This window comes from Aquirufa rosea (assembly GCF_004118285.1).
GTDB lineage: Bacteria > Bacteroidota > Bacteroidia > Cytophagales > Spirosomataceae > Aquirufa > Aquirufa rosea.
The window spans coordinates 41797-64790 of sequence record NZ_SDHY01000009.1; the positions used below are offsets into that span (position 1 = coordinate 41797).

The 22994-nt window shown below is 38.3% G+C and carries 21 protein-coding genes; 10 read left to right on the top strand and 11 right to left on the bottom strand.

What is annotated here, in order from left to right; all coding sequences use genetic code 11:
* The first annotated feature begins 57 nt into the window (after positions 1 to 57).
* Entirely contained in the window at positions 58 to 1551 is a 1494-nt protein-coding gene (locus ESB04_RS12040; protein WP_129028003.1) for a cryptochrome/photolyase family protein, read from the top strand.
* On the opposite strand, the gene ESB04_RS12045 is transcribed toward ESB04_RS12040, so the two are convergent.
* From ESB04_RS12045 to ESB04_RS12060, 4 genes are all read right to left on the bottom strand, one after another.
* Entirely contained in the window at positions 1499 to 2581 is a 1083-nt protein-coding gene (locus ESB04_RS12045) for an FAD-binding domain-containing protein (protein WP_129028004.1), read from the bottom strand. The two genes, ESB04_RS12040 and ESB04_RS12045, sit on opposite strands and share 53 nt — an antisense overlap.
* On the bottom strand, positions 2581 to 2874 hold the full coding sequence (locus tag ESB04_RS12050; RefSeq protein WP_129028005.1) for a TIGR03643 family protein: 294 nt from the start codon (positions 2872 to 2874) through the stop codon (positions 2581 to 2583). The genes ESB04_RS12045 and ESB04_RS12050 overlap by 1 nt, the downstream gene beginning before the upstream one ends.
* Entirely contained in the window at positions 2849 to 2986 is a 138-nt protein-coding gene (locus ESB04_RS12055) for a DUF2256 domain-containing protein (protein WP_129028006.1), read from the bottom strand. Before ESB04_RS12055 ends, ESB04_RS12050 begins: the two co-directional genes overlap by 26 nt.
* A 90-nt stretch (positions 2987 to 3076) precedes the next feature.
* Entirely contained in the window at positions 3077 to 3523 is a 447-nt protein-coding gene (locus ESB04_RS12060; protein WP_129028007.1) for a nuclear transport factor 2 family protein, read from the bottom strand.
* Positions 3524 to 3674: 151 nt separating this feature from the next.
* Between ESB04_RS12060 and ESB04_RS12065 the strand changes: the two genes are divergently transcribed.
* The 3 genes from ESB04_RS12065 to ESB04_RS12075 all read left to right on the top strand — a co-directional run bounded on the left by ESB04_RS12065 (position 3675) and on the right by ESB04_RS12075 (position 9508).
* A complete protein-coding gene (locus tag ESB04_RS12065; RefSeq protein WP_129028008.1) occupies positions 3675 to 4952 on the top strand; it encodes a prolyl oligopeptidase family serine peptidase in 1278 nt (425 codons plus the stop codon).
* 367 nt (positions 4953 to 5319) lie between these two features.
* A complete protein-coding gene (locus ESB04_RS12070; RefSeq protein WP_129028009.1) occupies positions 5320 to 6714 on the top strand; it encodes a S8 family peptidase in 1395 nt (464 codons plus the stop codon).
* A 217-nt stretch (positions 6715 to 6931) separates the two neighbouring features.
* Complete coding sequence (locus ESB04_RS12075; RefSeq protein WP_129028010.1) at positions 6932 to 9508, top strand: zinc-dependent metalloprotease; 2577 nt, start codon at positions 6932 to 6934, stop codon at positions 9506 to 9508.
* Between the two features lie 66 nt (positions 9509 to 9574).
* On the opposite strand, the gene ESB04_RS12080 is transcribed toward ESB04_RS12075, so the two are convergent.
* From ESB04_RS12080 to ESB04_RS12095, 4 genes are all read right to left on the bottom strand, one after another.
* On the bottom strand, positions 9575 to 10627 hold the full coding sequence (locus tag ESB04_RS12080; protein ID WP_129028011.1) for a DUF4407 domain-containing protein: 1053 nt from the start codon (positions 10625 to 10627) through the stop codon (positions 9575 to 9577).
* Between the two features lie 3 nt (positions 10628 to 10630).
* Positions 10631 to 11182, bottom strand: coding sequence for a hypothetical protein (locus tag ESB04_RS12085; protein ID WP_129028012.1), 552 nt, complete (start codon positions 11180 to 11182; stop codon positions 10631 to 10633).
* Positions 11183 to 11463: 281 nt separating this feature from the next.
* Complete coding sequence (locus tag ESB04_RS12090) at positions 11464 to 12381, bottom strand: PIG-L family deacetylase (RefSeq protein WP_129028013.1); 918 nt, start codon at positions 12379 to 12381, stop codon at positions 11464 to 11466.
* Between the two features lie 101 nt (positions 12382 to 12482).
* Positions 12483 to 13307 (bottom strand): SGNH/GDSL hydrolase family protein, encoded by an 825-nt coding sequence (locus tag ESB04_RS12095; RefSeq protein WP_129028014.1) that lies wholly within the window; start codon positions 13305 to 13307, stop codon positions 12483 to 12485.
* A gap of 216 nt (positions 13308 to 13523) precedes the next feature.
* Between ESB04_RS12095 and ESB04_RS12100 the strand changes: the two genes are divergently transcribed.
* Positions 13524 to 14321: a hypothetical protein gene (locus tag ESB04_RS12100; RefSeq protein WP_129028015.1), complete on the top strand. Its 798-nt coding sequence runs from the start codon at positions 13524 to 13526 to the stop codon at positions 14319 to 14321.
* A gap of 11 nt (positions 14322 to 14332) precedes the next feature.
* Entirely contained in the window at positions 14333 to 15235 is a 903-nt protein-coding gene (locus ESB04_RS12105) for a helix-turn-helix domain-containing protein (RefSeq protein ID WP_129028016.1), read from the top strand.
* A 61-nt stretch (positions 15236 to 15296) separates the two neighbouring features.
* Here ESB04_RS12105 and ESB04_RS12110 read toward each other — a convergent pair whose 3' ends face one another.
* On the bottom strand, positions 15297 to 15812 hold the full coding sequence (locus ESB04_RS12110) for a carbohydrate-binding protein (RefSeq protein ID WP_129028017.1): 516 nt from the start codon (positions 15810 to 15812) through the stop codon (positions 15297 to 15299).
* A 144-nt stretch (positions 15813 to 15956) separates the two neighbouring features.
* Between ESB04_RS12110 and ESB04_RS12115 the strand changes: the two genes are divergently transcribed.
* On the top strand, positions 15957 to 16901 hold the full coding sequence (locus tag ESB04_RS12115; RefSeq protein ID WP_129028018.1) for an NAD-dependent epimerase/dehydratase family protein: 945 nt from the start codon (positions 15957 to 15959) through the stop codon (positions 16899 to 16901).
* A gap of 13 nt (positions 16902 to 16914) precedes the next feature.
* Entirely contained in the window at positions 16915 to 18105 is a 1191-nt protein-coding gene (gene kbl, locus ESB04_RS12120) for a glycine C-acetyltransferase (protein WP_129028019.1), read from the top strand.
* A 70-nt stretch (positions 18106 to 18175) separates the two neighbouring features.
* Here kbl and ESB04_RS12125 read toward each other — a convergent pair whose 3' ends face one another.
* Together ESB04_RS12125 and ESB04_RS12130 are read right to left on the bottom strand one after the other, a co-directional pair.
* Complete coding sequence (locus ESB04_RS12125; protein ID WP_129028020.1) at positions 18176 to 19654, bottom strand: multicopper oxidase family protein; 1479 nt, start codon at positions 19652 to 19654, stop codon at positions 18176 to 18178.
* A gap of 148 nt (positions 19655 to 19802) precedes the next feature.
* Positions 19803 to 20663, bottom strand: a complete 861-nt coding sequence (locus ESB04_RS12130) for a glycerophosphodiester phosphodiesterase family protein (RefSeq protein WP_129028021.1) — start codon at positions 20661 to 20663, stop codon at positions 19803 to 19805.
* A 158-nt stretch (positions 20664 to 20821) separates the two neighbouring features.
* On the opposite strand from ESB04_RS12130, the gene ESB04_RS12135 reads away from it, so the two are divergent.
* Together ESB04_RS12135 and ESB04_RS12140 are read left to right on the top strand one after the other, a co-directional pair.
* Positions 20822 to 21931, top strand: a complete 1110-nt coding sequence (locus ESB04_RS12135) for a Gfo/Idh/MocA family protein (protein WP_129028022.1) — start codon at positions 20822 to 20824, stop codon at positions 21929 to 21931.
* Between the two features lie 40 nt (positions 21932 to 21971).
* Positions 21972 to 22988: a DUF3500 domain-containing protein gene (locus ESB04_RS12140; protein WP_129028023.1), complete on the top strand. Its 1017-nt coding sequence runs from the start codon at positions 21972 to 21974 to the stop codon at positions 22986 to 22988.
* Positions 22989 to 22994 lie beyond the last annotated feature (6 nt).

A 22994-nucleotide genomic window follows, 5' to 3' on the forward strand; every position in this document is an offset into this window, starting at 1 on the left:
CTTTAAAACCCAATAGTCTGTTCACTTGTTAAATTAAAACATTCTATTGGCAACAAAATGAAGGCTTTTCTCATATTCCCACATCAACTATTTGAAGAAATAAATTCATTACCTCGTGACTATACCTACTTCATCATTGAATCAGACCTCTATTTCAAACAATACTCATTTCACCAACAAAAACTGCTTTTTCACAGGGCTAGTATGCGCTATTTCGAAGATTGGCTTAAAAAACAGCAATTTCATACGGTCTATATTGAAGCACAAAGTTCCGAATCAGACATCATCACATTCTTAAATGCCCGACAAGCCGAAGGTCTTCAAGAACTGCATTATTATGATACACATGATTATTTGTTGGAAAGAAGAATTCAAAGGGTCTGCCAAGTCCCCAGACAAATTTTAAACAGTCCCAATTTTCTCCAACATGACCCGGATATATTGGGCCATAAAAAACCTTATTTCCAAACAGCTTTTTATATTAAACAAAGAAAACAAAGGCAAATTTTGTTAGATTCGAGTCAAGAGCCTTTGGGTGGACAATGGTCATTTGACACGGAAAATCGTAAAAGAATCCCCAAAAACACCTTGATACCGAATGCCTTTCAGGAGGAAGAAGCCAATTCCTATATCCTGGAAGCCAGGGATTATGTAAAAGAAAATTATCCAGATAATCCGGGAGATTGTGATCCTCCCTTCCAGACCTATTACCCCTGTACACATAAGGCAGCTAAACAGGCCTTGCAGCGATTTATTCAGGAAAGATTAGCTCATTTTGGGGATTATGAAGATGCCATCGTAGCGGAGGAGTCCACCCTTTTCCACAGCGTGCTTAGTCCCTTAATTAATGTGGGACTTCTACAACCCAGCTACATTTTATCCCAAATTCAGCATCTTGCTTTGCCCTTAAATAGTTTGGAGGGGTTTATCCGACAAATTATTGGCTGGAGAGAATTTGTTCAACTTTTATATAAGAAAATTGGCACTCAACAACGAACCACCAATTACTGGAAATTTACTCATGAAATGCCTGCGGCATTTTATACTGGAAGCACAGGGATAGAGCCGGTCGACAATACCATTCATAAATTAATAAAAACGGGCTATTCACATCATATTGAGCGACTTATGATTTTAGGAAATTTTATGCTCTTATGTGAAATTAAACCAGATGCGGTATACCAGTGGTTTATGGAAATGTACATTGATTCCTACGACTGGGTGATGGTTCCCAACGTATATGGAATGTCGCAATTCAGCGATGGAGGTCTCATGACAACCAAACCCTATATCTGCGGGTCTAATTATATTTTGAAGATGAGCAATTATAAAAAAGGGCCATGGCAGGAGATTTGGGACGGTTTATTTTGGCGCTTTTTAGATAAACAAAGAGCGACCTTCTCCAAAAATCCACGTTGGGCCATGTTGATAAGTACTTGGGATAAAATGCCATTAGAAAAAAAAGAAAAGCATTTGCAACATGCCAATACTTACTTGGCTAAACTTTTTCCAAATACTTCTTCAAGCGATTCCAATACGCAAAAAAGCTAGGATATTGACCATTCAATTCCGGAACTAAGAAGGGATAAGATTCCCTTTTCCCCTGGAAATGGGCATTGATTGGATGATCCCTGAAAATCCCTGAAATACCTAGGTTGGCATATTCCCCATAAAAAATTTGTATTTCTGGAATTTGAAAAGCTAAATCGAGGATAAACTGCATGACCTTGGGGGAAACAGGAAAACGCCGAAAATGAGAAGGTTCCAAGACCAATATTCGGTTACCCAATTCTCCCCGATGAAAATGGGGATCTATCGTATAATGCGTATAAATAAACGTAGGCAAGTCCTCTTGAATGTGTAGCGCATTAAATGCCATTGGACATTCCTCTGATACAAAATCCCCTCTTTCTTTCAACAGCTTAGGAGTTGCCATCTGTGGAATTTCTTCGTAGCTAAAATCCAAAAATGTACCTCTTTGTTCAGTTCCTGTATAATGATTGATATTTTCTTGGTTAACAAAATAGCGCTTTTGACTAAAGGTACCCGCGCACCATTGCCAACTTAAAGCATTGCTTGCCAAGTCCCCATCTAACAAATGATAATACATCCAAGCGGCCGGTTTCGACCAATGGTAATGGGCCACATTACACATGATCGAAGCTAGGTACATGCGAACATGATTATGCAAGTAGCCATGTTGGGGAAATTGGGCTAATTGCTCATCGATGACGTGAATACCCGTTCTAGCCTCTAATACGGCCAATGGAATACCCTGACTTTGAACTCCTTCCTGCGGATGCCGTATATCATCAAAAATTCCATCTCCCAATTGGAACCAGGTTCTGGTATAATATTCTCGCCAAGCCAACTCTTGAACAAACTTTTCCATCTCAGGAAAACTAAAACCGCGTTGCAACAATCGCTGATAAACCTCAGGCACAGTTATAAATCCTCTAGATAGATAGGGAGAAAGATAGGAAACTCCACCGTGCAAAAAATTTCTAGTAAGAGCATAAAGTATGGGATCAAAAAAATCTATCCGCTCATGTACCGCCTCTATGCTAGCTGGAAAGTCCATTAACGCTTACTGATTTTATTTAAACTGATGCTCCTTTGCAAATTGCACTTAAATCGTGGATCTACGGCTACTCTTTTCTGAACATGTTTGGTAATTCTGCCAGTCATTCTTTTCCGCCACATTTGAAAACTGGAGGGCTTACTGTACTTTCGCATGAACAGAATTACTTCTTTTTCTTTCAGTCCAAACTGAAACTCAATAGCCTCAAAGGGGGTCCTATCTTCCCAAGCCATTTGAATAATTCGATCAATCTCCTCCACGGAAAATTTACTTATTTCTTCTACATCTTTCACTACAATACACTATTAAATCCCAGTCACGTTCCCATTTCTTTCTCCATATAAAGGGACGCGAACAAACTGGGCAGATTTTGCTTGGTAAATGCTGTTTTTTAACCCCTTTCATACGAACAACTGAAACAATTGATAAACAAGGGGGTGGTGAAAAGGTTTTAGCATTAAAAGTTTTAAAAGATAAAAAGCATATCCATTTGACTCATGGAGCTTTTTTCAAAGGGGTTGAGTGCAGCATGCGTATTTTCCATCGATCAGCCTGTCTTACTAATACCGCAGATTCAAGCCATCGAATGACACGATTTTTACCTCCCACGGTGATGTCAGCTTGATTCCAGTAGGTGAGCCAAGCTGTATCACCCCTTTCTTCTGAATGGATAAATTTAAAGGTATTTTTACGTTCAAAATTCATCGACTTTGCACCCTTTATTTTAGTCGCCAGGGTATCATTGTTCCATAACATTCCATCTTCTAGCAGTACAAAATCTTCCGTGGTATTTTCCCGAATCAATTTCTCGCTCAACTGAGAAAATCCCTCAAAAAACTGAATAATAGGTTTTTGAAGACTTTCGGGGGAGCTTTGCCCTAATGAATTGAAATGAGTCAATAGGCAAAAAATGAAGCTAAAAAGTATGTATTTAATTTTCATAACTAAAAGATTAAGTCATTGATTTAAAGCAAAATAACTAATTTACATTCCGGTAAATCAATAAAATATGATCGAAAATCTCATATTTGCCACATAGTCCCGCCACAATAATCTCCAATTTATCATTACTTTGAGAAAAAATACCTTTTACATGAAAAAACTCAGATACTTACTCCTTCTCCCATTGCTAATATTTACCCTAGTGGGTTTAGCTAAACCTGGTGGCTCTTACAAAATAGTCGTAGAAGGATTCGACTGGGGCGCGGCAGTTAATAAGGTTATTCTTTCTTTACCTGACACTACCTCCTCGGCACTTAGCCATGAATTCACCGTTTTTGCCTCCAGAAAATCCAATCATGGTCCCATTACTGAGGAAAATGCTCATGGTAAAAGAGAGGTAATGAGTGCCTATGTGTCCGATGAAAATGGAAAACGCCAAAAAACAGGCAAATACATCACTCTGAATTTAGCTATTGGACCACATTTACCCATTAGTTCCCCAATTCAATATTTTCGAGGCAAAGGAAATGTTTGGATAGATTATCAAATCTTGGTCGTGAACCACAAATCTCAACAGGTTTGGGATAATTCTACAGGTAAAATCATGCCATTGATTGACCAGTTTGACCTTACCGGAAAGTATCGTTACAATGATCAATTAACTATGTCTTATGCCACTTTCAGCCCTAAAATAAAGAAAGATAAAGCCCCATTAATAATTTGGTTACATGGAGGAGGCGAAGGTGGCTTTGATCCTACTATCCCATTATTAGGAAATAAAGCGGCCAATTACGCCTCAGAAGGCATTCAATCCATCTTCGAAGGAGCCTATGTTTTGTCACCGCAATGTCCTGGTGCTTGGATGCATAATGCTCAAAAAGTAAGCACTCAAGGAAAAGAAAATGATGTATACAATGAGGGCTTAATGGCCCTCGTCAAAGATTACGTAAAATCAAACCCATCCATTGACCCTAATCGAATTTACGTGGGAGGTTGTTCTAATGGCGGGTACATGGCTTTGAAATTAATTTTATTATATCCTGATTACTTTGCGGCAGGCTACATTAGTGCCTTGGCCTATCGTTCTACCTACATCAGCGATGCGGAAATACAAAAAATCAAGCGAGTGCCTATTTGGTTTGTCCATTCTAAAGATGATCCCACCACAGTACCCGATCAAACAGTAGTACCTGTGTACAATCGATTAAAAGCGGCTGGAGCTAAAAATGTATATTTCACATTTTATGATCACGTATATGACATAAGCAATCAATATGGAGGTCAAGGTTACCAATACAATGGCCACTGGTCTTGGGTCTATTTGCATGAAAACCTACCAAGAACTGATCTGAATGGTTCATTGGTCAAAGTAAATGGAAAGCCAGCAAGCATCATGGAATGGATGGCAGCCCAGAAAAAAGGAAAATAAATGATAACAATTTACAACCTTCATTAAATCACCAATTGAAGGATATCATTTTCTTGTAAAAAACAATCCTGCTAAAATTTTACACCTACAAATAGCCTAAATACAGGCAATGGATCCACTTAGATATTTAGTAATAAATCTAAATCAAATTCAACCAAAATTAGTTTAAGAATTGTACTTTTCGAATCAATCTGACCCAAAAATCAACAGTTTTAGTTCATTTGAAATAAAATAATGGTAAATAATTAAGATTAATTGAATTTGTTTTATAAATTAACGGCCGTAAAATGCATTAACTGTGTTCGAATTTTAGATAATAAGGTGTTCTAATTTTTAAAAACTACTTAAAATCATTTAAAATCGAATAATGAAATCAAAATTAACCATTGCGCTTTTGGCGGTATTAATTTACTCTTGCCAAATGCAATCCGAAGAGTTATTGCTGTCGCCTAATCCTAATAATGGCAATGCATCCAGCTTGAGTAATTTTTCCAATACTACTCAAGGGAATTCTGACGAAATTCTGATCAAATTTAAAAGCGGAGTATCTGAGTCAGGTAAACTGACTGCTATTAAAGCAATCTCAGGAATCATCAAGGAGCAAATTCTCACACAAGAAATGAAAGATTCAGGAGATGAGGGGTTCTATGTAGTCAAAACCAACCTGAAAGCCTTAGAGGCGATCAATCGGGCAGCGGGTAATTCACTTATTGAAGTAGTCGAGCTGAATGAAACCTATACTCATCAGCAAACCAGCACCACACCTGATGACTACTTTTATGGAACAGGTCAGCTTTGGGGATTAAATGGAAGCTTTGGCACAAATGCAAATGTAGCCTGGTCAAAAAATAACACCGGGAAATCAACGGTTTATGTAGGGGTAATTGACGAAGGAATCATGTATAATCATCCTGATTTAGTCAATAATATTTGGTCAAATCCCAATGAAATAGTTGATGGAATTGATAATGACAATAACGGATATGTAGATGATATTCGTGGTTGGGACTTTGCTAACAACGATAATTCTGTATACGATGGAACTTCAACCAACAATATTGATGCACACGGAACCCATGTTTCAGGTACGATTGGAGCTATGGGAAACAATTCAATAGGTGTAGTTGGCATGAATTGGAATGTTGAAATTATTCCAGCAAAATTTTTAGGTACAACTGGTGGTTCCACTTCTAATGCTATCAAAGCACTGGATTACTTGACTAATTTAAAAAAGAGTAAAGGAATTAATATTGTAGCCTCCAATAATTCATGGGGAGGAGGTAGCTATTCTAAATTATTACTGAGCGCAATTCAGCGGGCAGATAAGGCGGGCATTTTATTTGTGGTTGCTGCAGGAAATTCCGGTATCAATATAGATGTAACCAAATCATATCCTGCCAGTTATGTGGTAGCGAATGTCATTGCTGTATCAGCGATTGACGTGAATGGATCACTTACTTCTTGGTCAAATTACGGATCCAAAACAGTAGCATTAGGTGCCCCAGGTGCCAATATTATCTCAACAGTTCCCGGTCCTAATGGCGTTGGTTATGCTGCTTACAGTGGTACTTCTATGGCTACTCCACATGTAACTGGCGCGGTGGCTTTGTATGCGGCTAAAAACTATCCGAATAGTACCACACAAACTATATCTCAAATTATCAAAAAAGCAATCATTAATAATACTGTCTCCACTTCTTCCCTATCTGGAAAAACGATCACGGGAGGTCGATTAAATGTAGGGGCTCCAGGCTTTTATTAATACTTGCTGTAAAGATATTTCCGTGTTTTGCGAAGTCTTCCCCACTTGGGGAAGGCTTTTTGTTTTTATAAATTTTCGTTTATAATGTTTCATTTTTCCGAATAAATATGATAATCGGTTTGGGAAGTTCCCAAACCAAATTGTAAATTACTGTCTAACTTCCATGTAGGAATTGATCGTTTCCGACGATTTTTCCTTGTAAACAAACTTTAAATACATGAAAAAAATCTCACTAAATGTATTCCTAGCCGTTGCATTATTGATTCAAACTCCCTCAGCAATTGCCCAAGGCAATAAGAAAGTTGACCCACCTAAAACTCCTGTAGCCTCTACACCTAGTGCAGATGCATCTAAACCAGATTCTAAAAAAGGTCCTAAGCCTTATAACAAAGTAGTTGACAGTACCGCGATCACTCAAAAAGGCTTGTTTGATGTTCACAAAATGGACCAAAAATACCTTTTTGAAATCCCTGCGTCCCTCATTGATCAGGAAATAATGACCATCACTCGTTTTTCAAAGACGCCTGCTGGAGGAGGTATTTTTGGAGGTGAAGAGGTAAATCGACAAGTGATTCAATTCGAAAAAGGGAATAATAATAACCTATTACTTCGTTCTATTACCTATGTTATCATGTCGCCAGATGAAGGGAAACCTTTGGCTCAAGCCGTAAAAAATTCTTCAGCTAACCCCATTATTGGCATTTATGATATTTTAGCAATCAAAAAGGACTCAACAGGTAAAAAGGAGTTATCTTATGTAATAGATGTGACCAGCACTTTTGATTCTGATTTACAGACATTTTCTTTAGATCCCGTAAAAAAACAAACCCTGAGTATCCAAGCATTTCAGAAGGACAAATCATTCATTCAAAAGATCAGTAGTTTCCCTATTAATACAGAAATTAGAACGGTAAAGACTTATTCTACTGTCCCTACCCTTCTTTCGCTGACTCCCGTTCCACGAATTGGTACAAATTTACCAGCTGGAGTAGATGCGGGTCTATTAACATTAGAATTAAACACATCCATGATTGCACTTCCGAAAAAACCGATGCGCAAAAGGAGCTTTGATGCCCGAGTAGGTTATTTCGCTAATCAATATGGAGTATTTGAAGAAGAATCTCAAAAAGCTGATACTGAGGTATTTGCGGTTCGATGGAGGCTTGAACCTAAGTCTAAGGAGGATGCCGAAAAACAGAAAAAGGGGCAATTGATTGAACCTGCGAAACCTATCGTATATTACATTGATCCTGCTACACCTGATAAATGGAAAAAATTCATCAAAGCAGGTATAGATGATTGGCAAGTGGCATTTGAACATGCAGGTTGGAAAAATGCCATTCGTGGAGAATATTGGCCTGAAAATGACCCAAGTATGAGTCTGGAGGATGCTAGATTCTCCGTAGTTCGCTATTTTGCAGCAGATATTCAGAATGCCTATGGCCCCAATGTTCATGATCCTAGAACAGGAGAAATCTTAGAAAGTCATATCGGCTGGTACCACAACATCATGTCACTTTTGAGAAACTGGTACATGGTTCAAACAGGTGCCGTGGACCCTAATGCTCGTAAAAAACAATTTGATGATGCCTTAATGGGAGAATTGATTCGTTTTGTTTCCTCACATGAAGTGGGTCACACCCTAGGTTTACGTCATAATATGGGAGCCAGCTCAGCTACGCCTGTTGAAAAATTAAGAGATAAGGACTTTCAAGAAAAAAATGGGCACACTTCTTCCATTATGGATTATGCGCGTTTCAATTACGTCGCTCAACCAGAAGATGGAGTCACTCATTTATTTCCTAAAATTGGAGATTATGACAAATGGGCCATTAAATGGGGCTATTCTTACTTTGATGATGCCAAGAATGAAAAAGAAGAAAAAGCAATTCTAAACGAATTAACTAAAGAGGCCTACAAGAACCGTAGACTCTGGTTTGGAACCGAGGTTAGCCCGTATGACCCTCGTTACCAAACAGAGGATATTGGTGATAATGCCATGATAGCTTCAACTTACGGTATTAAAAACTTACAGAGAATACTTCCCAATCTGATTGAATGGACAAAAGAAAATGGAGAAAGTTATTCGGAATTGGATGAATTATATACCAATGTAACTAGTCAATTCAGAAGGTATTTAGGCCATGTGACAAAAAATGTAGGAGGAATCTATGACAACCCAAAAACCTATGACATGGCAGGTAATCAATTTGAAGTTGTTCCAAAAAATCTACAAAAAGATGCCATTTCCTTCTTGAATAAGCAATTATTCAATACACCCACTTGGTTATTAGATCAAAATATTCTAGCCAAAATCAATCCTGAAAATGGGGTAGAATCTATTAAATCCATGCAAGATGCTACCTTGAGTAATCTCTTGGCAGGCGACCGCATGGTAAGATTAATGGAAGGTTCCTCAATTAACAAAAATAATTATTCAGTAGATGAATTATTGACTGATTTACGATTAGGGATTTTTACTGAATTAAAGAGCCAGGTTTCCATGGATATATTCAGAAGAAATCTTCAAAAACTGTACATTGATAAAGTAGCTGCCTTATTAAATCCAGGTAATGCGCAAGTTAGATCCATTCCAGTGGGTGTCACCTATGGATTTAAAACCCGTGTGGTTAATTTGAATCAAACAGATTTACCTTCCATTGCCAGAGGTCAATTATTGAGTTTGAAAGACAGCCTCAAGCAAGCCTCTGCCAGAACAGCTGACAGATTAAGCAAATTACATATATTAGATTTAATAGCCCGAATTGACAAAGCATTAGATCCCAAAAAATAATTGAATTGATATTAAATAAAACAGGCCTCCCGATAATTGGGAGGCCTGTTTATATATACAATTGGTCTATTTAGGTAATTTATTTAATAAACTGGATGATGAGTTAATCATGGCATCAGAACCGAGTGCAGCATTTCGCTTATCCTCCAAAGCCATCAATCGTCGAATTCGAATATTCTGTTGGTAATCCAACACTTTTTCATAATCATTTTCATGATGGGAACTTTTAATAATTAATACCAAGGATTCGATCAACAAGAAAAACAAAAACCAAATGAGGTAAAAGATCAAAGCTGTAGGATAGGGATCAAAATCCAACAAATAATTGATCAAAGCATTTAATTCATCCAAAAAACCAGGTTGACGATTTAATATTTCTTGAGCCTTATTCTTGACTTCCAAGGCATAAGCCTCTCCTTTTTGTATTTTCTCCTTTTCTAACAGACTAATTTTTGATTGAATGGCAGATTGAAATGCTCTCAAATTGGCAATTTCAGGATTAGGAATCCGACTGCTTTGTTGTTCACTAATTAAATTTCCTGAGGCATCGTATTTTTTCCCTCCCCCACCACCAGCCAAGGTGGCAGGAAGTCTTAATATTTGAGTTTGTAGTTTTTGGTAATTAATCTTCTCTAGGGTGATCGTACTATCCAACTGCCCTATAGCGCTTTGATAGGCATTTTTAGCAATATTACTTTCCTTTAAGGCCTTGGATTCAACACTTGCTTGGGCAATTTTTTGAATATCATTGGCAAATAAATATTGATCTATGATACTAGCCCCAATGATGGCCACAATGATGCCCAATAATACCCGAAAAAATTTTGCCCAATGATTCAGTTTGGCAGACAAAATAATTTGTCGCTCAATTTGAACAATTAATACCGCCATAAATATGGAACCAAAAATAGAAAACCAAGGCCCAAAATTGAGGTATTTGTTCGAAAAAATATACCCAATAATGGACCAAATTATGGTGATAATAACCATGGCCGAAGTGATCTTTTTCTGATCTCTTTTACTGGCCTCTGAACATTCTGATAAAATTTGATAATTATGGCCAGAAAGGAAACAACCAAAACGTAGCCACCAATCCGAAGCTAAGAAGAAATTTTTCATTATTTAAACATTTCTTTGAATGATATTTGCCACCGACAAAGCAGCCAAACCTTTATTAAATCCACGTTTATAAGCCAAAATAATGCGAGTAGAAGTACCTGAATCTTGTTGTATATCAGACCTAATTTCATCCATCACTCGTAAACGTTCCAAACATATTTCCCTCCGGGTAAGTAGCTCATCCACTATATCGTGTAGTTCAGCCTTTCTACGAGAATTGACATGAAACTCAATCTCCTTCAAATACTCTTGAATGGCAATGGTAGCCTCATGAATATCCGCCAATAAATCCAATTTGATAATGGCTATATTGTCATCCCGATATTTATTATCGGCTGTTGTCAAAGCATCTTGATAGCCTTCTTGCTCATAATCATGCCTGATGCGGTCGAAAACCCTTTGCCAAGTTGACTCAGACCTAGTTCCAGACTGTGGAGCTCTAACTCCCGAATGAGCATGTAAACGTTGATCCAATTGTTCCGCCTGTTCCTGAAGTGCCGCGGCTTCGATTGGCTCTGACTTTTCCTTTCCAAATAAATAATTCCAGACTCCCATATTAACAGATTTTGAACATTCCAAAAAGTAAAATTCGTCGTAAGGCTTCAACATTGATACAAGGAATGAAGCCTTAGTTATTCAAACGAATCCCAGAAGAGACAAGTTGTCTAATTATCTGTGAAATATTTAGAAATTGGTATAAACGGCAATGCAACAGGCTAATGACCTATTTTTACAGGATAATTTTTGTAAAGAAATGTATGAAATAGACTTCTCATAAGAATCTCTATTCCCATGCTATTTGTTCGACTTTCTAAGAAAGACCAACGAAAAAACCTTTACTTCGGAGCGGCGAAACCGCTGTTGGCCAATTGATCAAATAAGTCCTTCACTCGAGCAATACCTTGGTCATCGTTGATATCAAAATAGCGATACAATTCGAAATCTGTTTTATGAATGCCATTTTCTTGGATGGCACCTTGCGATTTATAAGCCGCAATCACCCAGTCAGCCACTATTTTATAACTTACCTTATCATTTTCCTTAAATCTAAATGCCCGATTAAGGAAGAAGGAAAGAGAACCGGGCTTAATTTTGGTTTCAGGGAAACCTTCCAACATTTGAAAATCGACAGGCTTTGAATTAGCCACCATAGGACTCCCTGCAATGATGATGGGCTTGTTTGGCCCCTTAAAACGCTGAACTGCTCTAAGGGCCATCAACACCGCTGTTTTATGATGTCCATGCTGTCCTGCATGAGGTAACATCGTGATGATAAAATCATATTTTCTTTCTGATAAAATCAAGTCCAAACGCTTTTCAATAAAGGGGATATCCCAATTTTTACCTGAAATATAAGGTTGGGGATCTAAGGTATACCAATCATCTGGCTGCTCCATAAAATAGATATTTCTTAGTCCCATGATCTTGGCGGCGTCCAAAATCTCTTGTTTTCTAATCATGGGTAAATGCGTTCGAGCCACCAAAGAATCCGTCAAATTCAGCCCATAATACATAGCTCCTAATTGTGAATCAGCAAAGCCTCCGCCCCCATCTGTCATCACAGCCATATCCACGATACCTTTCAATTCATGAGTAATCTTAAATAAACTAACGGAGAAACCCGTCTCATCATCCGGATGAGCCGTCACCACCAAGACCTTGGGACCTTGGGCATGTGCCAGCAAAGCAGAACCAAGCCATATCAGCATCAATAAAGCTGCTATTTTTTTCAAGAAAATGTTTAGACGTGTCATACGGCGAAAAGGGTAGGAAAGTTAAATTTTATGTATTGAGAAATCAAATCATTTGGGAGATAAGCCAATATGCTATTCATGGCAATTTCAATTTTTTTTAATCACCAGCTTTTAAAAATCTTTTTAAGTTCATCAGCAATTAACACATATCCTTTGTCAGAAGGGTGAAGGCCGTCGTAAGTCAATTTAGAAGCTTTGACAGGATAAGGATATTCATCAATAGCGGGATTAAAGGGAACATCCACAAAATCGGGATAACTGAATTTCTTGTATTTTCCAGAATTGGGATCCTTTAAATACTTGAAACGAACCAATTGGGCATGATCCATCCCTTTTTTATGGTATAAATCAACACAAGGGATATTTTCAAATTGTGCTATTGCCTTAATGGCATCCGCAAACTGCTCCAGCTTTTGTCCATTTTTCTCCTTATATGAGCCATAAGCGTTGTTTTTAAAATTATTGATGTAAACAAAATCCACCCGTTGCATGGGCGTAATCAAAACTAATTTAGCCTGCGGATTGAGTTTTTTTAAATGATCAAGAATCACTCGAAAGGCACCATTCACCGTTCCTGGGCCAGTATTTCCCTGATAATCTGAAAAAGTCCCTAAAGATTTAGAACCCCACCAATCATTGGTCCCTAAAAAAACTGTATAGATATCCGCCACAGGAATATTCAATTTATCCCAATCGGTGGCAATCTTCACAGCTGTCCAACCATTAAATCCTTTGTTGATATAACGAAATTGTGGCAAATCCTCTACCACTCGGGTCATATAGCCCTTGCTTATCCGATTACCTGTTTCATCAGGATGTTCATTCAAATAGGTAATAGAATCACCAATGGCTACCCAAGTTTTTTCTTTAGATACAAATGAACTGTGTAATAAAACAAAGGCAAACAGAAATAAAAACTTTTTCATGGGTCTAAGTTCAATAGGTTTATCAGAAATGAATAAAAGGTAATTATTTCTGATTGTTGGAATTTGGCAAAAATTAGGAATAAAAACAAAAAGCCTAATCAAGCAATTTCAATTTGTTTGATTTTTATAACTTTCTATTTGATTGACATGCTCTATATGTTCAAATTTCGAAGGAAATTTGTAATTCAAAATAATATCATGTTTGATATAAATCATATGTCCACGAATTATTTCTCCTTCAAATTTCTAAACTTTGCATGGCTTGTTCTACTAGTAGGAGGCTTTACCCATTCGATTAAAGCCGAAACTAGCACTAGTGATTCAAGCAAAAGCATTTACCATATTGTAGGAAGTGCATTAGTAACGAATTCTGGTATTTCCGTTATTCCAACTTTTACACTGGGAAAACCCGCTACCATATTTGACTTGTCCGTTGGGAATGAAAAATTTGCTTTTGAACCACAATTACGTTTTTCCCTAGAAGGAAAACCATGGTCATTCCTATTTTGGTTTCGATACAAAGCAATTAATACATCAAAATTCAGATTTACCATGGGCATGCATCCATCAGTGGCATTTAGAAACTATGTTTCATATGATCGGCTAGGTAATTCTAAGGAATTATTAACTCCACATCAATACTTGGCCAGTGAATTTGCCCCAACATGGTTATTGTCGAAAAAACTAAGTGTAGGAGCTTATTATTTATATTCACATGGCATGACGGAAGGGGCAACCAACAATACTCATTTTATGACAGTCAATGCTAGTTTTTCACCTATTCCAATGGTAAAAAACACGTACTTGCGCATAAATCCACAACTATTTTACTTAATCATGGATGAAAATAAAGGTACTTATGCCACCTTAACTTTGACCTTAGCTAGAAAGAATTTGCCCTTATCAATAAGTTCCATAATAAATCAAAAAATCAATTCCACTATTCCCGGCAATGACTTCGTTTGGAACATTGCTTTAGTATATCAATTTCAAAAGAAATTTAAATCATATTAGGAATTCAAACGATGGAAAAAACTAACAACTTAGCGGAGTTTTATCAAGATAAATTCAATTGGGTACCCGAAAACCTTATGAAAGAATGGAGACATTTTAATGTCTTCGAACTTGATCCATTCATCGGTTCCCGAGCAAAACCTACTCCATATAGAAGAAGGGACTTTTATAAAATCACATTGGTCAAAGGTCAAGGTCGCATACATTATGCGAATAAAATGGTAGAGGTGAATAAACAAGCTGTCATCTTTTCTAATCCCATGATTCCATATAAATGGGAAAGCCTTGAAAATTTGAGCAGCGGCTATTTCTGTATTTTCAATCAAGGTTTTTTCGAACAATTTGGACAAATCAACAAGTATTCCATTTACCAACCCAATGGGAATGCCGTTTTTGAACTTAGGGATGAATCTTATGCTCATTTTACTTCCTTATTTAAAAGAATGCTGGAAGAAATAGGATCTGATTACATACACAAATATGATGTCTTAAGAAATTTAACATTTGAAATGATTCACTCGGCTCTAAAATTAGAGCCTGCCAATGCTAGTAAACATAGTCCCAACACCGCAAATCAACGTATTTCTACTTTGTTTTTGGAACTATTGGAACGGCAATTTCCGATTGAGGAAAACCACCCGACTATCCAAATAAAAAACGCTTCTGAATTTGCTAATCAACTATCCGTTCACGTGAATCACCTCAATAGAGCCGTCAAAGAAACTACACAAAAAACAACCACACAGATCATTGCAGACCGATTGATGCAAGAGGCCAAAGTGATGCTCAAATTTAGCGAATGGAATATCTCGGAAATTGCCTTTGCGCTGGGGTTCAATGAAGTGAGTTACTTCAATCATTTTTTCAAAAAGAATACGGGACTTAGTCCTTTAAAATACAGGAATTCCGTCTAAACATATTATGTATTGGGTAAGTATGGAAATTTAGCCAAAACAACTCAATATATTTTATGAATTATCTCAAGGTAATACCGCGTAAATCCAAAATGGCTCCTCCATCCTTGAACCAAGTCTTGGATTTAAAGACTATTTTTTGAACTCCCGCTTGTAATTTGATTTTACCTGGTTTAATGACGCGGTAGGTCTCCCAACTCCCACTAGAGGGCACTTTCCCTACCAATTGAGTACCATTAGCCAACAATATAAATTCTTTTCCTGCCTCCGTATTATCCACCGAATAATCTATTTCCACTTGGTAGTTACCTGTTTTTTGAATCTCTACCTCCCATTCCACTCGGTCTTTGGAAGTAAACCAACCAAAGGCTTGGTACTCAGGCATATATTTAATGTTTGGCCCGATGGCCTTTCCTGCTGAGGCGGCCAAGACATAGGTAGCAGAAGCATTTTTTTTAATCAAAGCAGGTCGATTGGGTTTGAATTGTTTAGATGTGTTTTGTTTAGCCTCGGGCATTAACAGAGGACTTTCAACTCCGCCCAATAGCAAGGTAGCTAGACAAATTGCGTGTAACATAGAGAAAAGTATAAGGTTTAGAAATTCAATGAAGTTAGCAATAATTTAAATTTTACGGATGACTTCGCCCCAATTTTCTGGGCATATTTCAAGGTATGAAAGGGACATTTTTCTACCTTTGCCCCACTACTCATCCAACAAACAATGTCAGAAAAAATATTGGTTCTTGGCTCCAATGGTCAAATTGGTACAGAACTTGTCAATTCATTAAGAAAAGCCTACCACAACGACAATGTGGTGGCCTGCGATATCCGAAGACCCGATTATGAAACCCTGCATGCAGGACCCTTCGAGTTTGTCAATGTGCTAGACAAGGATATGCTCAAATATATTTACCAAAAATACCAACCTACTCAGGTATATTTATTGGCAGCTTTACTATCTGCTACAGGAGAGCAAAATCCCAAACTTGCTTGGGATTTGAACATGAACGGCTTATTGAATGTCTTGGACTTTTCTTTAGCTTACAAAACCGCCAAGGTTTATTGGCCAAGCTCTATCGCAGTATTCGGACCAAATTCACCCAAGCATCAAACGCCTCAATACTGTACCATGGACCCCAATACAGTGTATGGAATTAGTAAATTGGCAGGAGAACGCTGGTGCGAATATTATTTCCAAAAGTATCAATTGGATGTTAGAAGTATTCGCTATCCAGGTTTAATTTCTTGGAAAGCGGCGCCGGGTGGCGGAACAACGGACTATGCGGTACATATTTTCCATGAAGCCTTAAAAAAGGGCTCCTACTCTTCATTTTTAAATGAAGGGACAGAATTACCCATGATGTACATGGAAGATGCCATCCGAGGGACCATTGAACTTATGGATGCTCCAGCTAATCAAATTCACATTCGGTCTAGCTATAATTTTGCAGGCATGAGTTTTACCCCAGAAATGTTAGCGGAAGAAATCAAAAAGCATATTCCTAATTTTCAATTGAAATATGCCGCTCATGATCCAAGACAAGCCATCGCTGATTCTTGGCCTGCTTCCATAGACGATCAAGTGGCTCGACAAGATTGGGGATGGAAACCCGCTTTTGACTTAGGTAAAATGACCCAAGATATGCTTAATAACCTTAGAAAATAAGACATCAAAGAATATGTACCAAACACTACAAGGACCTCTACTAGATGAACTAGCTTCCATCAAAGAAGCTGGTTTATTTAAACAAGAACGCATCATCACCAGCCCACAAGGGGCTGATATACAGCTTAATACTGGACAAGAAGTGATTAATTTCTGTGCCAACAATTACTTGGGTTTATCTTCCCATCCCCGAGTTATTGAAGCCGCTAAAAAAGGTATTGAATCCCATGGATTTGGCCTTTCCTCCGTTCGTTTTATTTGTGGTACACAGGATATTCACAAAGAATTGGAGCGAAAAATCTCCGAGTTCTTAGGCACAGAGGACACCATTTTATACGCTGCAGCATTTGATGCCAATGGGGGTGTTTTTGAACCCTTGTTTTCGTCAGAAGATGCCATCATTTCGGATGAACTTAACCATGCTTCCATCATAGATGGGGTGCGTTTGTGTAAAGCACAACGCTTCCGTTACAAAAACATCGACATGGAGGACTTAGAAAAACAATTGATAGCGGCTCAGTCTTGTAGACATAGAATTATTGTGACAGATGGGGCATTCTCCATGGATGGATCTGTGGCTCCTTTGGATCAAATATGTGATTTGGCAGATAAATACCGGGCCTTGGTGATGATAGACGAATGCCATGCCAGTGGTTTTATAGGAAAAACAGGGAGAGGAACGCATGAACATTTCAATGTAATGGGCCGAGTGGACATCATCACTGGAACATTAGGTAAGGCCTTAGGGGGGGCTTCTGGTGGATTCACATCTGGCAGAAAAGAAATTATTGAAATGTTGCGCCAACGCTCCAGACCGTATTTATTTTCCAATACCCTAGCTCCTGCCATTACCGCAGCATCCATTGAGGTGTTGGATTTATTAACCGAATCTACTGCCTTACGAGATAAACTAGCGGATAACACCAGCTATTTCCGAGCCAAAATGACGGAGGCAGGATTTGATATTAAGCCTGGTTTTCATCCCATAGTACCCGTCATGCTTTACGACGCCAAAGTAGCTCAAACATTTGCTGCTGAAATGTTACATGAAGGAATATATGTGGTAGGCTTTTTCTACCCGGTAGTGGCTCAAGGCAAAGCAAGAATTCGCGTACAATTATCGGCGGCTCATGATAAGCACCACTTAGATAAAGCCATTGCGGCATTTATTAAAGTGGGTAAAAAATTAGGTGTTATATCCTAAATACATAAACTCCATGGTGGTGTTGATTAAAACTACTTCCACCATGGAGTTTTCCCCAACAGCTTTCCTCTTAAGGAACCACCAAAAACTGCCCCATCATACCGCCATCTTCATGGTTTGCGAAGTGGCAGTGGTACATAAATGGGTACTTATCTGAGGCGAAATCATCAAACTTCGCAATGATTGTAACAGACTGCCCAACAGGCAAATATACGGTATCCTTCCAACCTGATTCATGCAGGCCAACACTCCCAGAACTTCGAGATAAAATTTTAAATTGAACATCATGGATATGAAAGGAATGACCAAAAACATTGTTATTCATGATGGTCCACTTTTCAACCGCATTCAGCTTAACCGTTTGATTGATTGTTTGATGGTTGAAGGTGGAATTATTAAATGAAAATGCAGGGCCATTGGGTTGACCGCCTGTAACCATGAGCATTCGACTATTCGTAGCATCTGTTGCTGCTAAAGTGGTATTTTTCACTAAAGTGGAAGGAATAGCTAACATGGGACTTGTATTAGTTGCCGCTACATTAATATGTAATACAGGGAAGTCTTTATTATTCAGTAAACTACCAAATTGTCCACTTTGTGCCGGCTCACTTCCCCCAAAACCTTGAGGTAAATTGGCATTGTAGGCTTTAAAATCCAAGGAACTTCCTAAGGCATCATTACTTAAATCTAGCAAAATCTCGATACGCTCACCCACCACCAAGGGCACTCGAGTTACGGGAACAGGATTATCTAATAATCCCCCATCATTAGCTATGATATAAAAGGTTCGATTATCCGAAAAACCCAGATTATATCCCCGCTCAATTTCCGCATTTAATATCCTAAATCTGACAACTTGTTTGGGTAAAGATATTTGTGCATTTAAAGTGCCATTAGTCAATAAATAATCTCCATAAGCCGTGGAAAAATCGATCACATTCGTACTAGTAAACTTTCTGCTAGTTAATACCACTGGAATATCATCTACTCCATAGGTTCTTGGAAGAGCTAAAGCCGCCTCCTCAGGATCTTTTATAATGATTAAGCCACCTGCTCCCATGGAAACTTGCTTAGCTGTTAATTCATGTAAATGAGGATGATACCAGTAGGTAGCCGCATTATTCATCACTTTAAAATTGGGACTCCAGGTTGTACTGGCTAATATTTCCTGATGCGGCCCCCCATCCATTTCGGCAGGTATATGGAAACCATGCCAGTGGCTTGTGGTTGTCTCATTCAAATTATTCTTCACATTGATTTGTACCTGATCTCCCTTATTCATAATCAAGGTGGGACCCCAAAAATTAGCCCCATTGTAGGCATAGGTATTGGTGATGCTTCCTGAGAAAAATTGCTTGGTCGACTTATCTAAACTGAGGTTAAAAGTGGTACCGGATAAAGTGGGCGGAATCCATAAATTGGAATAAGTAATTGAGGTATTTGAATTAGTATTGCCGGCACTTGTATTACTCGTAGGAGTAGTGACTATTTCCTTGGTACAAGAAAAAACGAAAAAAATCAATCCGAAAATTCCGAAATAAAGTTTCATGGTATGAAAATTAGTGATTGGTCAATGTTCAAAAGTATGTATTTTAATGAATTGACCAATAAAAGAATCTACCACCCTGTACTTCTTGCGCTTTCTCAATTTTTACTTTCTCGATAGTTTTCTTTTCAAGGAAAATCAAATTTTTAAATTAGCGATACTTGCCCTGTCCTTTCAGATATTCCTTTAGTTTGGCTGGTTGGTCCGTTTGAATCATATTGACCCCCCACTTTAACACTTCTTCAAAAGCAGCAGGCTGTTGAGATGCCTTAAAATCTACCGCCCCCAGAGCATTAATCCATACTCTAGCCGGAATATTTTTAATAGCCTGAACCACCTCTGGCGTGTAATGACTTGGATCAATGTGTACTGCTTGCGGTTTCGCACCCGAGGCAACTAGCTTTTTAACCCCCTCCTCATTTTCCGTACGAATCATGATTTGATAATTTTTGTTTCGTTTTTGCAGCATCTTGATCTCCTCAGGCTCATACACAAAAAAGAAGCAATTTTTCTCCATTTTCATTCGGTCTACCAAGGCCATGATCGAATCAATCGTCGCATCATCCTTAATATCTAAATCAATTAAAACTTTCCCTTTAGCTAGCTGAAATACTTCTTCCAATGTAGGAATTTGTTCATTAGTAATTTGATCCAGATGCTTTAATCGCAACTTTCTAATCTCCTCAAAAGTAAAATCTGATACCAGTCCCTTGCCATTGGTCGTCCTATCCACTTTCTTATCATGCATCAATACCATTTTTCTGTCCTTGGTAAATCGCACATCCAATTCCATAATATCCACGCCTAGGCTAATAGTCTTTTGTAAAGCGGCCAAAGAATTTTCAGGTTCCTCCAAATGAGCTCCCCGATGTGCAGCAATCATGACTAAAGGCTCCTGGGCATTGGTATATGACTTTTGAATTTTTTTAAAATAAGCAGTACTTGATTGTGATAATATAGGGGAAACTATCAGGCAAAGAAATATGCCTATGACATACGTAATTTTCATCATTTTTTATAGGTTTATCGAGTAATAATGCACAAAAATAGGCTTTATTTACCTAGAAAGCGTACAAATCAAGATAAATAAAAATTGCATCATTTTTAGATTTAATTTACTTAGATTTAAGTCCATAATCATCTTATCCATTTAGCACATTCAGAATTACTATGAGTTCTCGTCGCAATTTCATTCAAATGGTTGCTGCCCCCTTGTTGGCCATGCCATTGATTTCCCAAGCAGAAAATAGCAACCCGATTTATGAGCCTTTGGCAGATGGCCCCGTATTAAAGGTGGCGTTATTAGGCTTAGGAGGTTATGCCAACATCGTGGCTAGGGCTATGCAAGGATGCAAAAGAGCCAAGATCACCGCATTAATTAGTGGTACTCCAGAAAAACTAGAACAATGGGGGGAGAAATACCAAGTACCTAAAAATCAGCGCTTCTCCTACGATGAATTGCATAAAATCAAAAATAACCCCGACATAGATGCGGTGTACATCATGACGCCCAACAGTCGTCACCCCGAATTTGCCATTCAAGTAGCACAATTGGGCAAGCATGTTATCAGTGAGAAACCCATGGCTACTAATGTAAAAGATGCACAAAAAATGATAGACGCCTGCAAAAAGGCCGGCGTAAAATTGTTGATTGGCTATCGCATGCATTTTGAACCTAATACCTTAGAAATCATTCAAAAAAGAGAAGCGGGCGAATTTGGCAAAATCTTGTTTTTTCAGGGGCTTTCTGGATTTATCATTGGTGATCCCAAACAATGGCGCCTAAATAAAATCCTAGCGGGTGGAGGTTCCATGATGGATATTGGCATTTATTCCATCAACGGGGCTCGATACATGGTGGGCGAAGAGCCGGTTTGGGTTACAGCCCAAGAAACGAAAACCGACCCTGTCAAATTTAAAGAAGGGGTAGACGAAACTATCCAATTTCAAATGGGATTTCCTAGTGGAGCCGTAGCTTCTTGTCTTTCTACTTATGCCTTAAATAACTTAGATAAGTTTTATTTAAATGGAACCAAAGGTTTTGCTGAGATGATGCCATCCACCGGATATGGCCCCATCAAAGCCAAAACAAATAAAGGGGAATTATCCTTCGCACATGTAACGCATCAGACTATACAAATGGATGAATTTGCAGCCATCATTCACGATAACAAAGTTCCCAAAATACCCGTAGATGGTGAAGAGGGATTGAAAGATATGAAAATTATTGAAGCCATTTTTGAGGCGGTCAAAACGGGTAAAAAAGTAAGCTTAAGCTAAAAATACTCAAAACAAAAACCTATTTACCTACAAGATACCTATGAAAAGAATCTGTATTTTATTCATTTTTTGCCTTCTTTCTAGTCCCATTTGGGCACAGAACGAAGGAGCCCAAAAAGCCCTTGCTTTCATTCAATCCTTGAATGAGGCGCAAAAAAGTCGAGCACTTTTCCCTTTCGAAGCCGTTACCCGTTTTAATTGGCACTTTTTACCTCCCACCATGGTGGCCCGACACGGAGCAGTAGTAAAAGATATGGATGCCAATCAAAAGCAATTATTATATGATTTCATGCAAGTCTATTTAAGTGCAAAGGGATTTAAAAAGACCCGTGACATCATGGACTATGAATATTATCTAAAAGAGATTCAACCTAAAAACCCAAGTAGAATCCCAGAAAACCAGTTTGTGGCATTTTATGGAGATCCGGGTAAAGACAAAGTTTGGGGCTGGAAATTTGGAGGTCATCATTTGGCCTTGAACTTCACCGTGGTCAATCATCAACTTTCCTTCGCGCCTTTTTTCTTTGGGGTGTATCCGGCTGAAGCAGAAACGGGAGAAAGAAAGGGTACTCGTTTGATGAAAGAGGAAGAAGATATGGCCTTGGACTTAATTAATTCCTTCAATGAAAAACAGAAAAATAAGGCCATTTTTAGTTTAACGACCTTCAATGAAGTTCTTACCACGAACTCAGTACATGTGGGTCCACTTGCCGATGAGGGTATCTCGGTGAAGGACATGAACCCTACTCAAAAGGCTGGTTTAAACCAACTTATCATGCATTATTTATCTGCTATGCCTTCAAAAATTGCCGAGATGCGTTTGAAACACATCGCGGCAGAGGATTTCCATGCCGTGAAGTTTGCCTGGGCAGGAAGTACGGAACGAAAAAAAGCGCATTACTACCGTATTCAAGGGAAATCCTTTTTAGTAGAATTTGACAATACTCAAGACAATGCTAATCATATACATACTGTTTGGAGAGATTTCAGGGGAGACTTTGGAACCGATTTATTGAAGGAACATTATATGACTGCCGAGCATCACCAACATAATTAAGAAAAG

What these genes read in the sequence shown, in the direction of transcription:
- ESB04_RS12125 (WP_129028020.1), bottom strand. Translation starts at nt 19,654, where the DNA reads ATGAAACTTTATTTCGGAATTTTCGGATTGATTTTTTTCGTTTTTTCT.
- ESB04_RS12040 (WP_129028003.1), top strand. Translation starts at nt 58, where the DNA reads ATGAAGGCTTTTCTCATATTCCCACATCAACTATTTGAAGAAATAAAT.
- ESB04_RS12070 (WP_129028009.1), top strand. Translation starts at nt 5,320, where the DNA reads ATGAAATCAAAATTAACCATTGCGCTTTTGGCGGTATTAATTTACTCT.
- ESB04_RS12075 (WP_129028010.1), top strand. Translation starts at nt 6,932, where the DNA reads ATGAAAAAAATCTCACTAAATGTATTCCTAGCCGTTGCATTATTGATT.
- ESB04_RS12080 (WP_129028011.1), bottom strand. Translation starts at nt 10,627, where the DNA reads ATGAAAAATTTCTTCTTAGCTTCGGATTGGTGGCTACGTTTTGGTTGT.
- ESB04_RS12045 (WP_129028004.1), bottom strand. Translation starts at nt 2,581, where the DNA reads ATGGACTTTCCAGCTAGCATAGAGGCGGTACATGAGCGGATAGATTTT.
- ESB04_RS12060 (WP_129028007.1), bottom strand. Translation starts at nt 3,523, where the DNA reads ATGAAAATTAAATACATACTTTTTAGCTTCATTTTTTGCCTATTGACT.
- ESB04_RS12065 (WP_129028008.1), top strand. Translation starts at nt 3,675, where the DNA reads ATGAAAAAACTCAGATACTTACTCCTTCTCCCATTGCTAATATTTACC.
- ESB04_RS12135 (WP_129028022.1), top strand. Translation starts at nt 20,822, where the DNA reads ATGAGTTCTCGTCGCAATTTCATTCAAATGGTTGCTGCCCCCTTGTTG.
- ESB04_RS12095 (WP_129028014.1), bottom strand. Translation starts at nt 13,307, where the DNA reads ATGAAAAAGTTTTTATTTCTGTTTGCCTTTGTTTTATTACACAGTTCA.
- ESB04_RS12055 (WP_129028006.1), bottom strand. Translation starts at nt 2,986, where the DNA reads ATGAAAGGGGTTAAAAAACAGCATTTACCAAGCAAAATCTGCCCAGTT.
- ESB04_RS12110 (WP_129028017.1), bottom strand. Translation starts at nt 15,812, where the DNA reads ATGTTACACGCAATTTGTCTAGCTACCTTGCTATTGGGCGGAGTTGAA.
- ESB04_RS12090 (WP_129028013.1), bottom strand. Translation starts at nt 12,381, where the DNA reads ATGACACGTCTAAACATTTTCTTGAAAAAAATAGCAGCTTTATTGATG.
- ESB04_RS12105 (WP_129028016.1), top strand. Translation starts at nt 14,333, where the DNA reads ATGGAAAAAACTAACAACTTAGCGGAGTTTTATCAAGATAAATTCAAT.
- ESB04_RS12115 (WP_129028018.1), top strand. Translation starts at nt 15,957, where the DNA reads ATGTCAGAAAAAATATTGGTTCTTGGCTCCAATGGTCAAATTGGTACA.
- ESB04_RS12130 (WP_129028021.1), bottom strand. Translation starts at nt 20,663, where the DNA reads ATGATGAAAATTACGTATGTCATAGGCATATTTCTTTGCCTGATAGTT.
- kbl (WP_129028019.1), top strand. Translation starts at nt 16,915, where the DNA reads ATGTACCAAACACTACAAGGACCTCTACTAGATGAACTAGCTTCCATC.
- ESB04_RS12140 (WP_129028023.1), top strand. Translation starts at nt 21,972, where the DNA reads ATGAAAAGAATCTGTATTTTATTCATTTTTTGCCTTCTTTCTAGTCCC.
- ESB04_RS12100 (WP_129028015.1), top strand. Translation starts at nt 13,524, where the DNA reads ATGTCCACGAATTATTTCTCCTTCAAATTTCTAAACTTTGCATGGCTT.
- ESB04_RS12085 (WP_129028012.1), bottom strand. Translation starts at nt 11,182, where the DNA reads ATGGGAGTCTGGAATTATTTATTTGGAAAGGAAAAGTCAGAGCCAATC.